We start from the raw sequence: 11,115 nt of genomic DNA, 5'->3' as shown, positions 1-11,115 counted from the left end.
GGAACAGGAAGGCCAGGAGTGGATTTCGATTTTGGCGAGGCGGCCGACACACTGCGGGGTGAGTTGCGCGCGCTGATCGCCGACCAGGTGCCCGCCGATTTTCTCGGCGCGTTCACCGATGACCCCGCCGATCTGGCGGTGGCGCAGCAGTTCTGCCGGACGCTGGCACAGCAGCATCTGCTGTGCATGTCGTGGCCGAAGGAGTTCGGCGGCGGCGACGCCTCGGTCTGGGAGCAGACCGTCGTGCGTGAGGAGATGTGGGCGCACCACGAGCCGCGCGGTGCCCAGTACATGGGCGTCAACTGGGTCGGGCCGATCATCATGCGGCACGGCACCGAGGAACAGCAGCGTAAGCACCTGCCGCCGATCGCCAATGGTGAAGTGATCTGGTGCCAGGGCTTTTCCGAACCTGAGGCCGGGTCCGACCTGGCCTCGCTGCGCACGTTCGCCCGCCGGGAGGACGACGGCTGGCGGGTCAACGGTCAGAAGATCTGGACTTCCTACGCCACCATGGCGCAGTGGATCTTCCTGCTGGCGCGCACCTCAAAGGGCGAGAAGAAACAGCAGGGCATGACTATCTTCCTGGTGCCGATGGATTCCCCGGGAATCCAGGTGCGCCCGATCCGCACCATGATGGGCCCGCATCACCTCAACGAGGTGTTCTTCGATGACCTCAAGGTGACCGAGGCCGATGTGCTCGGCACCGTGGACCAGGGCTGGTCGATCGTGCAGGATGTGGTGTCCTTCGAGCGCGTCGGCATCGCCCGTTACGCGCGCTGCGAGCGACTGCTGCAGGCCGCGCCAGAGGTGCTCGGAGACAAGTGGGAGCAACTGCCCGCCGAACTGCGGGGCCGGTGGACGCGGATGCTCACGCATTGCCGCCGGGCCCGGCTGATGGCCTACCGGGTGGTGTCGATGCAGGCCACCGGGCGGGTGAATCCCGGTGACTCCGCGGCATATCGGATCGCGGTGACGCGGTTGGATCAGGAGAGCGCCGAGGTGCTGATGGAGATGGCCGCAGCCCTGCCGCGTGGCGGCGACAGCCGAGCCGAGTACTTCCGCGCCGAGGTCGAAGACCATTGGCGGTACTCGCAGGCCTCCACGGTGTCCTCGGGCAGCATCGAGATGCAGCGCATCCTGCTGTCGCGGACCATGCTGGCCGGAAAGGCGTGACGGCGATGATTCTGGATCTCAGCGATGACGCCAAAGAATATGGCCGCGAGGCACTGAAGGCATTCGAGTCAGCTGGCGGTGATCAGCTGCTGGCCCAGGCCGACGCGAAGCCGGACACCCGGTCCGGGCTGGTCACTCCCGTGTTGGAAGGCCTGGGTGTATTCGAGCTCGAACCACGCAGTGATGCGGACTCATTGGAAGCCGCGGCGGCGGTGTGCCGCAGTGCCGGATATTGGGCGCTGCCGTATCCGGTGGCCGAGCGATTGGCGCGCCCGGCGGATCTCGACGTCGACGGGCTGGTCGTCATCGACGCCGCTGCGCCCGAGGCCGCGCTGCAGGGGCTGGACAACCGTTGGGTCGCAGTCACATTGGATGGCACACGCAGCACCGTGACCGCCACCGGTGCCTCCGGTCCGTCGTTCGCCACCGCGCTCGAGCTCTCGACTGTGGACAGCACGGGCCTGGCTGACGTGGCGCTGGCCCTGGTGCTGCCGTCGTGGACCTTGCTCGGCATGCTGGACCGGGCCATCGATCTGACGGTCGCACACGTCAGCCTGCGCAAGCAGTTCGGTCAGCCGCTGTCGTCGTTCCAGGGCGTGCAGTTCCAGCTGACCGATGCCGAGGTGGAGCGCAGCGGCGCTGACATCCTGGCCAAGTACGCGCTGTGGAGCCTGGTCATAAACCCCGCCGACGAGGCGATCAACGATGCGCTGGCCTTGCGCCTGGCCGCGATCGAGGCGGCCGAGGTGGTGTTCCGGGTGTGCCATCAGCTGCACGGGGCCGTCGGCTTCTGCGATGAAACCACGCTGTCCTGGCTGTCGCGTTACAGCCAGCCGTTGCGCCGCTTGCCATTCGGGGTGTCCAGAACCCGCGACACCCTGACCGCCCGGCTCGGCCGGCGCGGACTCACCGGATTGTTCTCGTCATGACCGACCTCGACGAGTTCAGGGCCATCGTGCGGGACTGGTGCGCGGCCCACGTCCCGAAAGACTGGCGCGCCAACCAGACCGGTGTCGGAGACGACGAGTTCGTGTCGTTCCAGAAAGCCTGGTTCGCCGAGTTGCACACCGCCGGATATGCGGTTCCGCACTGGCCGGCGGAATGGGGTGGCGGCATGTCGGTGGCCCAGCAGATCGTGCTGTACCAGGAACTGGCCGCGCACGATGCGCCCCGGCTGGTGCTGGCGTTCGTCGCGATCCACCACGCCGCCTCCACACTGCTCGCGGCAGGCTCCGAGGAACAGCGGCGCCGTCACCTGCCCGCGATCCTCGACGGTGAGATCTGGGTGCAGGGGTTCTCCGAACCGGAGGCCGGATCCGATCTGGCCGCGCTGCGCACGACTGCCCGCGCCGACGGTGACAATTTCATCGTCAATGGCCAGAAGCTCTGGGCCAGTGGCGCTATGCACGCCGACTGGTGTCTGCTGCTGGCCCGGACCGATCCGGAAGCGCCGAAACGGCACGGGATCTCCTACTTCCTGATGGACATGGCCACACCCGGCATCGACGTGCGGCCCATCCGCAATGCCGTGGGGGATTCGCATTTCTGCGAGATCTTCCTCAACGACGTCACAGTCCCCGCGGCCAATCTGATCGGCCCGGTGAACAAGGGTTGGCAGGTGGCCCAGGCCACGCTCGGCGCCGAGCGCGGCATGACCATGCTGGAGTTGTCGGAACGGCTGGGCAATGCGGGCTTCAACTGGCTGCTCGAAGCCGTGCCGGTCGAGGATCCGGTGGTGGCGGATCGGTTGGCGCAGTTCGAGATCGAACTGACCGGCCTGCGTGGGCTGTGCCGGGATCTGGTGGAACGCACCGAGGCAGGGCAGGCCGGCCCGGCCGACGCCTCGATCGTCAAGCTGTACTACAGCGAGCTGTTGCAGCGGATGACCGGATTCGGCGCCGAGATCGGTGGCCTGAACGCCCACACCGTGCTGGCCAAACCGGCCTCCAGCGGGTGGGAGTCGGGTGCCTGGATGCTCGATTTCATCGGATCGTGGGAATGGACCATCCCTGGCGGAGCCAGCGAGATCCAGCGCACCATCATCGGTGAGCGTGGTCTGGGCCTGCCCCGAGAACCGAGTGCGGTGTGATGAGCGAGTTTTCAGAGCTGCACGACGAACTGCGTTCGGTAGCAGCTGATCTGCTGGCCAAGGACACCATCGACTGGCCACTGCTGGTCTCGGCGGGGTGGGTCGGACTGGACGCCCCCGAGGAGGTCGGCGGTGCCGGCGCGACATTCGCCGAAGTGGCGGTGATCTGCGAGGAGATCGGTCGAGCTGCGGCACCCACCAGCTACCTGGGCGGTGCGGTGCTGGCCATCGGTGCGCTGAACGCGTTGCAACCCAACGAGTGCCGTGACGCATTGTTGCAGGCGGTGGTGGCCGGGAACTCCCGTGCCGCACTGGCCCTGCCCGGGGCAGGCGAGCCAGCGCCTTTCGAATTGGCCACCACCAGGCTGGGCTGGCGTGTCCACGGCCGGGCCGCCTTTGTGTCCGATGCGGCCGGAGCTCAGCGGCTGCTGCTGCCCGCCCGCGACGCCGACGGTGTCCCGGTACTGGTGGACGTGGCCGCGGAGGCACCCGGGCTGACGGTCACCGAGCAGCCCGTGCTCGACGAGACCCGCAGGCTCGCCACCGTGACGGCCGAGGGGGTGGAGGTCGACGAGGACGCGGTGTGGCGGTTCGACGGGGACCCAGAAGTGGTGCTGGGTGCGCTCACCGAACGTGCCGCGCTCGCGGTGGCCTGCGACAGCCTGGGCGTCGCGCAGGCCATGCTCGACGCGACGGTGTCCTACACCGGGGTTCGCCAGCAGTTCGGCCGTCCTATCGGCTCGTTCCAGGCCGTCAAGCACGCCTGTGCCGACATGCTCGTGCGAATCTCGGTCGCCAGTCAGCTGGTGAATGCGGCCATCACGGCGCCGGCACCGCTCATGGTGGCCATGGCCAAGGCCAACGCCACCGAGGCAGCCGTCGAGGTGGCGGGCAAGGCCATGCAGTTGCACGGCGGTATCGGCTACACCTGGGAGAGCGGCGTGCACGTCTATCTCAAGCGGGCCGCGCTCAACCGTTCGCTGTTCGGCTCGCCCGCCGAACACCGCAGAAGGATCGCGCAGCGCTACCGGTGAGCTGCGTACAGTAGCCGCGTGCGGGGGATGGGTGGCGTTGCCGCCGCGATCGGTGTTTGCCTGTGGCTCCTGGTGGCGGCGGGGTTCGGGTTGTCCGACTATTACCGGTTGCGTCCGTTTCTGTTTCATCCCGTGATATTCAGTGTCGCGGGCAGTCTGGCACTGGCCGCGGCACTCGGTTTGTTGATCCGCCATCAGGTGCTCAAGTGGTCGACCGTCGTTCTGGTGGTCCTGGCAGGCCTGGGCTGGGGCGGCACCGTGTTGTTTGCGCTGTTGCTTGCCGGCGGACACGAGAGCGAGGTGAAACGGCTCCCGTCACCGGACGGCGGCATGGAGCTGGTCGTGTTCAGTGGCGGCGGGTTCACGATCGACCCCATGACGTCGGTGCGGGTGTACACCAACAACGGTCTGCTGTCGCGGCAGAACTATCTGGGCTGCTTCAACGGTAAACGCGACGGGCTCAAAGAAGTCGAATGGACGGGTCCGCGGACGGTGCGCATCGAATTGTCGCGCGGCGGGACGATCACCATCGTGCTGGATGACGCCGGGCGGCCGGACCAGACAACCAGCTGCTGAAACGGCGATGAGTTTCCGTCACGGCGCCGGTCGATACGAATGACCGACCACTCACCGCTAAGGAGAAATATCGTGGTTACCCGTCAGCGCGCGCCGCTGGGCGCCCCCAACTGGATCGACCTGACCACGTCCGACGTCGAGCGCGCCCAGCAGTTTTATGGTGCGGTGTTCGGCTGGACGTATGAGACCGGCGGCCCCGAGTACGGCGGCTACGTGACCGCATCAGTCGACGGCAATGTGGTCGCCGGTCTGATGCGCAATGACCCGCAGTGGAACGCCCCGGATGCGTGGACCACCTACCTGCACACCGCCGATGCCGATGCCACGGTGGCGGCGACCATCGCGGCCGGCGGGAGCAACTGCGGCGGCGTGATGGACATCCCGGCCAAGGGCCGGATGGCGATGATGACCGACACCGCCAACGGGTTCTTCGGGATCTGGCAGCCGGGCGGGCACGAGGGCTTCGCAGTGTTCAACGAGGCCGGCGCGCCGGTGTATCACCAGCTGACCACCAGCGACTACGCCAAAGCGTTGGACTTCTACCGGACGGTGTTCGGCTGGACCACCCAGACCGTTTCGGACACCGACGAATTCCGTTACAGCACAGCATCATTCGACGGCGAGGAACTGGTGGGCGTGATGGACGGTTCAGCGTTCATCCCCGAGGGCGCGCCGTCGGCGTGGACCACCTTCTTCGGTGCCGATGACGTGGACAAGACGATCGAGCTGGTCGTGGCCAACGGTGGCTCGGTGGTGCGTGCGGCCGAGGACACCCCCTACGGGCGGCTGGCCGCGGTGGCCGATCCGACCGGTGCCGGGTTCAATCTGTCGTCGTTGCAGGGCTGATCGCGTGTGATCCGGGGTGCGCGGCGTACCCCGGATCTTCAGCGGTAGTTGGTTAGGCCATCAGCGAGTTCTTCCTCGTCGCCGTCGCGGATTGCGTAGAGGGCTTGCTGCAGAGCGAATGTGTCGCGGATCGTGGCGATGCGTGCAGGGAGTGCGTGGCTTGACCAGTTACCTGGAGCGAGTACTCGTTCCAGGAATTCGGGGCTATAGCTGGCACTGATCGCTGCGAGGTCCTCGGCGGGGTCGCTGAGGGTGACATCGTCCCAGTCGAGGACCCCAGCGAGGTGCGGCAGGCCGTCGCGCCACTCCCACAACACGTTCTCAGCTCCGAGGTCGCCGTGCACCACTGCTTGGGTGAGATGGGGGAGGTTGTCGAGTGCTGCGAGTTCTCGCTCCGCTCGTAAGCGCCCGTTGTGGGACATGAGCTGGAATAGCTCCGCGCGTACGCTCTGTGCGAACTGGTGCCAGCGGCCTTCCAGGGCCTGAGGGAGCAATGCTCGTACCATCTCGTCGGTGCCGGCTCGGGCCAGATCCGACAGCAGCGTGGTGTACTGAGCCGCCACGGTTCCGACCACTCGGTCATCGTTGAGTGCGTCGTTCTCTAGCGGTTCCCCAGGGATGCGGGTGAGCACTAGGAATGGTGTCTCATCGGTGCCGTGGGCACCGCCCTGGAGGAGCGGCTCGGGTGTGCGGAAGCCGAAGTTGAGGCCTGCGAGTGCGCGTAGTGAGGTCACCCGCCCGGGCAACCGCTCAGCTGCTGCCGGAGTGCGGGGAAGGCACACGACGCGATCAGATCCGATGACCACGACGTGGAATTGCCCGTGACGTACTGAAAGGTCGTCGGGTTTGTCGTCGGGTAGCAGACGGCTCAGCAGAGTGCGGTGTGTGGCAACGATGCTCATTTAGTCGCGGCGAGCGCGAAGTCGGCGAAGTCGAAGCCGGGCACCACCACGCAACTGACCAGTGCGGGCTCGTCGTCGCGAGGCTTGGCGCGTTGCCAGTGGCCCGGCGGCACCAGCAGTTGCGGGTGCTGCCCGGCGGCGATGTCCGGGCCCAGCAGAAGGCTTGTCGCGGTGTCTCTTTCCTCACCGATCTCCAGCACGAGCGGGCTGCCCCGGTGGTGGAACCACAGCTCGGCGCTGCGGACCGTGTGCCAGGCCGACTGCTGGCCGGGCATCAGCAGGAACAGGATCGAGGTGCCGGCGCTGCGCGGCCCCGAGTAGCCCGTCGGCAGCGAGGCCTGGCTGACCGTCAGTTCGCTGCGCCAGGTCTCGCGGTACCAGCCCCCCTCGGGGTGAGGGGCGAGATCGAGCTGTCTGGCCCAGTCGGGTAGTTCGGTCACACCCGATAGTCTCGTCGCTATGGTTCGTCTGCGTCCAGGTTGGCTCGTGGCACTGTGTGCCGCGGTCCTGGTGGTCGTGGCCTGGTTGCCGTGGCTGACCACCAGTGCCAACGGCGGGGGTCGGGCCAATGCGATTGGCGGGGCGGTGGGCAGCATCGTGCTGCCTCGTGGTTTTGGTGCCGGGCAGCTGATCGTTCTGCTGGGGGCAGGCCTGATCGTGGCCGGTGCGATGGCCGGGCGCGGCCTGTCGCAGCGGTGGGCTTCGGCTGCGGGACTGGTGATTTCGCTGGCCCTGGTGGCATTGACGGTGTGGTACTACACGCTCAACGTCAAAGGGCCGGTAGCTGCGGGTTACGGGCTCTACGTCGGGGGAGCGATGGCCGTGCTGGCCGGGTTGTGTTCGGTGTGGTCGCTGTTGTCGACGTTAGGACGCTCGTGAGTGAATTCGTGACGCCGGTGGAGATGGCCGGGCAACGATGGGTGACGCTGGAGCCGTTGACGACCGGGCACATCCCTGAGATCGACGTTGCCGCTGCGGACGGTGAGCTGGGGACGCTCTGGTACACGATGACGCCGCGGCCCGGCGGTGCCGCCGAGTGGGTGCAGCGCATGTTCGAGCTGCGAGCTGCCGATCACGGCGTCACCTTCGTGGTGCGCAACCTCGACGGCAAACTGGTGGGGTCTTCCAGCTACCTGCATGTTGACGGCCCGAACCGAAGGTTGGAGATCGGGCACACGTGGTACACCGCTGCAGTGCGGCGCACCGGGATCAACGCCGAGACCAAGCTGTTGATGCTCGGCCATGCTTTCGACGAGTTGAATTGTGTGGCAGTGGAATTCCGCACGCACTTCTTCAATTTCGCCAGCCGCGCGGCGATCGAGCGGCTCGGTGCCAAGCTCGACGGAGTGTTGCGCAGCCACCAGTTGGCGCCCGACGGCTCCCGTCGTGACACTGTCGTGTACTCGATCCTGGACATCGAATGGCCCGCGGCGCGGTCCAGCCTGAAGTTCAGGCTGGACCGCCGTGGCAGGACCGGCTAATCCGCGTCGACAGTGGTTTCGATCGACTTGCGGTCGGTGCCGTGCGCGACCTCGATCTTGCGAGGCCGGGCGCGTTCGGCCACTGGGATGGTGACGGTGAGGACACCGTTCTCGTACGTGGCGGAGATGGCCGACGTATCGATCCCGTCGCCGAGCGACAACTGGCGTCGGTAACTGCCGAAGAACCGCTCATTCGCCAGCCATTGGACCGACTCCTCCGTGCGTGCGGTCCGATGCGCCGAGATGGTCAGCGTGCCGTTGTCGACATTGACGTCCACCGAGCCCGGATCGATGCCCGGAAGGTCGGCCGTCAGAACGTAATGGTCACCGATCTTGCAGAGGTCCATCGGCATGAACCGCGGTGTGCGAGTTGACCCGGAATCGCCTGACAGCAAACTCCTGGTCAGAACATCAAGGTCGCTGAACGGATCAAAACGAAGCACAGTAATTCACCTCCCGTAACGTCTCAGAGCCCGCCACCCTGGCAGGCAGCCAATCACTGTGCATCGCCGATATTAGCACTCGACCATAGTGAGTGCCAGATCTTTTTCTGATGGTTTTTCGGTGATTTTTGCATGTCGCAGGAGCGGGGCTCCGGTGGAAGGCTTTCATCGAGCGGCGGTTGAGGCGGCATGGCGCTTCCGTACCGCTGCGGACTCGAGCGGGAATGCCGCGCGCCCTGGCAGGGGGTATGACGCTGGCGTCTCTTGCCAGCCGGCGGGGGAGTCCGACACAGCCATCAGCAATCTCTTCCCGGGAGGTCGCGGTGACCTGTGCCGGGTGAAGTCGGTTGCGCTCCGGGCGCGGGTGTTTAGTAGGGTGGCAGCATGTCGAGCCCGGAAGCGCATGAGATGGGGGCTTTCGGTCACGCCGTCAGCCCCCTGAATCACTGACACTTCAGTCTTTCCGCGCCTGTTGGGTGCTGGCCGTGGTGACGAGACGTCTCCTGTTCGTTCTCTCGCCTCGGAGTCCTCGATGCCTCTTGCTCTCTATCTTCTTGCTTTGGCGGTTTTCGCCATGGGCACTTCGGAATTCATGCTTGCCGGGCTCGTTCCGGATATCGCCGCCGGTCTCGGCATCACGGTCGGCGCTGCTGGCCTACTGACCTCCGCGTTCGCGGTCGGAATGGTCATCGGTGCGCCGGCCATGGCCGTGCTCGCGCGTCGGTGGCCGGCCCGCAGGAGCCTGCTCGGCTGTGTGGTCGTCTTTGCGCTCTGCCACACAGTCGGCGCGCTGACACCGAACTTCACGATCCTCCTCGGCACCCGTGTCGTCGCCGCACTGGCCAACGCCGGATTCCTGGCGGTCGCGCTCAGCACGGCCGCCGCGCTGGTAGCGGCAGACCAGAAGGGACGCGCGCTGTCGGTACTGCTCGGCGGGACGACTGTGGCGACCATCGCGGGTGTGCCCGGCGGCGCAGTGCTGGGTGCACTCTTGGGATGGCGGTCAGCGTTCTGGGCGATCGCACTCCTGTGTCTTCCCGCCGCACTCGGCATCCTGCGCGGGATTCCCGGTCGTTCTGAAGAGAATTCGGGCCTCTCGGGTGATGGCCCTCCGCTGCGTGATGAGCTCGCTCAACTCAAATCGCCGAGACTGGCATCGGCCCTACTCCTCGCCGCCCTGGTCAATGCGGGCACGTTCGCCGTCTTCACGTTCTTGGCGCCCATCGTCACCGACATCGCCGGCTTGCAGGAGCTGTGGGTGCCGGTGGTGCTGGTGCTCTTCGGGTTCGGGTCGTTCATCGGGGTGACGGTGGCCGGCCGATACTCCGACCAGCGTCCCCGCCTCGTCATCGGGGTGGGTGGCCCGCTGTTGCTCGTCGGCTGGATTGCGTTGGCCGCCTTGGCGACTCATCCGGTGGTGCTGCTGATTCTGGTGTTGGCACAAGGAATCTCGGCGTTCGCGGTGGGGAGCACCCTCATCGCCCGGGTGCTCTACGCGGCCTCCGGGGCTCCGACGATGGGCGGCTCATACGCGACGGCGGCGCTGAACATCGGAGCCGCCTGCGGCCCGGCGCTAGCTGCCGTCTCGCTCGCCGGCCCGGCGGGGAACCTCGGGCCGGTGTGGGCGGCTGTTGCGCTCACCGCGATCGCCCTACTGACGGTGCTGGCCATCATAATTCGACGGCGGACACCGCTGCCCCGGTGAGCCGATCGCCGCATTGATCGCACCTCAACACCGCAGAGAAGCCGTGCCCGCGGTCGGTGTGCGTGAGGATCACCGCGGGGCCTTCGGGGGTGGGGAACGAGCGTTGCGCCCAGGCCAGCGCCGTCACGAGCACCGGCAGGAACGCGGCGCCCTTGGGCGTCAGCCGGTACTGCGGGTCCTCGTCGGCGGTGGTGAGAATGCCGTTGGTCCGGAAGGTCTGCAAGCGGTCGGCGATCGATGCGGGCGGTGCGGCCAGTATCCGTTGGAAGTCGGAGAACCTGGAGGTGCCGGTGAAGGCGGCGACCATGATTGCGAAAGCCCAGCGGTTACCGAGCACGCTCATGGTTTGGGGGAACAGGCCGGAGGGGGAGTCACGCCGGTCGTCAACGGATCGGCGCCGGGTCGTCACCTCTGGCAGCGATCGCGACCAGCCCCCGCTCGGCCCCCACGCGGCGGCCACCTCACCGGCCGTCGCTGGGGCTTCGCAGTCGGCACACGTGAGCACCGGCGTGAAATCGGCGCCGCAGGCCAGGTGCCGCATCGCGGGCAGTGGCTCACGATGTTCGGGCACCCAATGGCGTTCCCATTCCCAGATCGACACGAGCACCGGCCACAGCGCCCGACCACGCGCGGTGATCAGGTACTCGTCGCGTGGCGGCCGCTCCTGATACCGGTGACGTTGCAGCAGACCGTCTTCAGTCAGGGAACCCAGGCGGCGGGTCAGCACCGAGTTGGAGATCGGCAGCCGGGTCCTGAACTGCCCGTAGCGGGTGGCGCCCAACATGGCCTGCTGCATCACCAGCAGCGTCCACTCGTCGCCGACCAGGCCCAGCATCTGCCCGACGGCATTGGTGCCGCCGGCGGGT

At 66.8% G+C, this 11,115-nt stretch carries 13 protein-coding genes; 9 read left to right on the top strand and 4 right to left on the bottom strand.

Annotation, left to right across the window (positions count from 1 at the left end; translation table 11 throughout):
* Positions 1–18 precede the first annotated feature (18 nt).
* The 6 genes from EYZ64_RS26350 (at position 19) to EYZ64_RS26325 (ending at position 5,718) form a co-directional block, all read left to right on the top strand.
* Positions 19–1,173: an acyl-CoA dehydrogenase family protein gene (locus EYZ64_RS26350; protein ID WP_135458146.1), complete on the top strand. Its 1,155-nt coding sequence runs from the start codon at positions 19–21 to the stop codon at positions 1,171–1,173.
* Between the two features lie 5 nt (positions 1,174–1,178).
* A complete protein-coding gene (locus tag EYZ64_RS26345; RefSeq protein ID WP_135460267.1) occupies positions 1,179–2,102 on the top strand; it encodes an acyl-CoA dehydrogenase family protein in 924 nt (307 codons plus the stop codon).
* Positions 2,099–3,262 carry an acyl-CoA dehydrogenase family protein gene (locus EYZ64_RS26340; RefSeq protein ID WP_135458144.1) on the top strand — a complete coding sequence of 388 codons (1,164 nt, stop codon included), beginning with the start codon at positions 2,099–2,101 and terminating at the stop codon, positions 3,260–3,262. The genes EYZ64_RS26345 and EYZ64_RS26340 overlap by 4 nt, the downstream gene beginning before the upstream one ends.
* Entirely contained in the window at positions 3,262–4,296 is a 1,035-nt protein-coding gene (locus EYZ64_RS26335) for an acyl-CoA dehydrogenase family protein (RefSeq protein ID WP_135458142.1), read from the top strand. The genes EYZ64_RS26340 and EYZ64_RS26335 overlap by 1 nt, the downstream gene beginning before the upstream one ends.
* Before the next feature lie 18 nt (positions 4,297–4,314).
* Entirely contained in the window at positions 4,315–4,872 is a 558-nt protein-coding gene (locus EYZ64_RS26330; protein WP_135458140.1) for a hypothetical protein, read from the top strand.
* A 72-nt stretch (positions 4,873–4,944) separates the two neighbouring features.
* A complete protein-coding gene (locus EYZ64_RS26325) occupies positions 4,945–5,718 on the top strand; it encodes a VOC family protein (protein ID WP_286175143.1) in 774 nt (257 codons plus the stop codon).
* A gap of 38 nt (positions 5,719–5,756) precedes the next feature.
* Here the strand turns inward: EYZ64_RS26325 and vph are convergent, their stop codons facing one another.
* Positions 5,757–6,620, bottom strand: coding sequence for a viomycin phosphotransferase (gene vph, locus EYZ64_RS26320; protein ID WP_135458136.1), 864 nt, complete (start codon positions 6,618–6,620; stop codon positions 5,757–5,759).
* Positions 6,617–7,060: a cupin domain-containing protein gene (locus EYZ64_RS26315; RefSeq protein WP_135458134.1), complete on the bottom strand. Its 444-nt coding sequence runs from the start codon at positions 7,058–7,060 to the stop codon at positions 6,617–6,619. The genes vph and EYZ64_RS26315 overlap by 4 nt, the downstream gene beginning before the upstream one ends.
* Positions 7,061–7,079: 19 nt before the next feature.
* On the opposite strand from EYZ64_RS26315, the gene EYZ64_RS26310 reads away from it, so the two are divergent.
* Together EYZ64_RS26310 and EYZ64_RS26305 are read left to right on the top strand one after the other, a co-directional pair.
* Positions 7,080–7,499 carry a hypothetical protein gene (locus EYZ64_RS26310; RefSeq protein WP_167857979.1) on the top strand — a complete coding sequence of 140 codons (420 nt, stop codon included), beginning with the start codon at positions 7,080–7,082 and terminating at the stop codon, positions 7,497–7,499.
* Positions 7,496–8,101, top strand: coding sequence for a GNAT family N-acetyltransferase (locus EYZ64_RS26305; RefSeq protein WP_167857978.1), 606 nt, complete (start codon positions 7,496–7,498; stop codon positions 8,099–8,101). Before EYZ64_RS26310 ends, EYZ64_RS26305 begins: the two co-directional genes overlap by 4 nt.
* Here EYZ64_RS26305 and EYZ64_RS26300 read toward each other — a convergent pair.
* Complete coding sequence (locus EYZ64_RS26300) at positions 8,098–8,544, bottom strand: Hsp20/alpha crystallin family protein (protein WP_135458132.1); 447 nt, start codon at positions 8,542–8,544, stop codon at positions 8,098–8,100. The two genes, EYZ64_RS26305 and EYZ64_RS26300, sit on opposite strands and share 4 nt — an antisense overlap.
* Before the next feature lie 532 nt (positions 8,545–9,076).
* On the opposite strand from EYZ64_RS26300, the gene EYZ64_RS26295 reads away from it, so the two are divergent.
* Positions 9,077–10,249, top strand: coding sequence for a Cmx/CmrA family chloramphenicol efflux MFS transporter (locus EYZ64_RS26295; protein WP_135458130.1), 1,173 nt, complete (start codon positions 9,077–9,079; stop codon positions 10,247–10,249).
* On the opposite strand, the gene EYZ64_RS26290 is transcribed toward EYZ64_RS26295, so the two are convergent.
* Complete coding sequence (locus EYZ64_RS26290) at positions 10,215–11,084, bottom strand: winged helix-turn-helix transcriptional regulator (RefSeq protein ID WP_210115699.1); 870 nt, start codon at positions 11,082–11,084, stop codon at positions 10,215–10,217. The genes EYZ64_RS26295 and EYZ64_RS26290 overlap by 35 nt on opposite strands.
* Positions 11,085–11,115 lie beyond the last annotated feature (31 nt).

This window comes from Mycobacterium sp. DL99, assembly GCF_004762045.1.
GTDB lineage: Bacteria > Actinomycetota > Actinomycetes > Mycobacteriales > Mycobacteriaceae > Mycobacterium.
Note: the sequence above shows the minus strand (reverse complement) of the source record. Positions and strands in the feature narration are given on the sequence as shown.

Coding starts and splice junctions, on each gene's coding strand:
- EYZ64_RS26345 (WP_135460267.1), top strand. CDS start 1,179: ATGATTCTGGATCTCAGCGATGACGCCAAAGAATATGGCCGCGAGGCA.
- EYZ64_RS26340 (WP_135458144.1), top strand. CDS start 2,099: ATGACCGACCTCGACGAGTTCAGGGCCATCGTGCGGGACTGGTGCGCG.
- EYZ64_RS26335 (WP_135458142.1), top strand. CDS start 3,262: ATGAGCGAGTTTTCAGAGCTGCACGACGAACTGCGTTCGGTAGCAGCT.
- vph (WP_135458136.1), bottom strand. CDS start 6,620: ATGAGCATCGTTGCCACACACCGCACTCTGCTGAGCCGTCTGCTACCC.
- EYZ64_RS26310 (WP_167857979.1), top strand. CDS start 7,080: ATGGTTCGTCTGCGTCCAGGTTGGCTCGTGGCACTGTGTGCCGCGGTC.
- EYZ64_RS26295 (WP_135458130.1), top strand. CDS start 9,077: ATGCCTCTTGCTCTCTATCTTCTTGCTTTGGCGGTTTTCGCCATGGGC.
- EYZ64_RS26290 (WP_210115699.1), bottom strand. CDS start 11,084: ATGCTGGGCCTGGTCGGCGACGAGTGGACGCTGCTGGTGATGCAGCAG.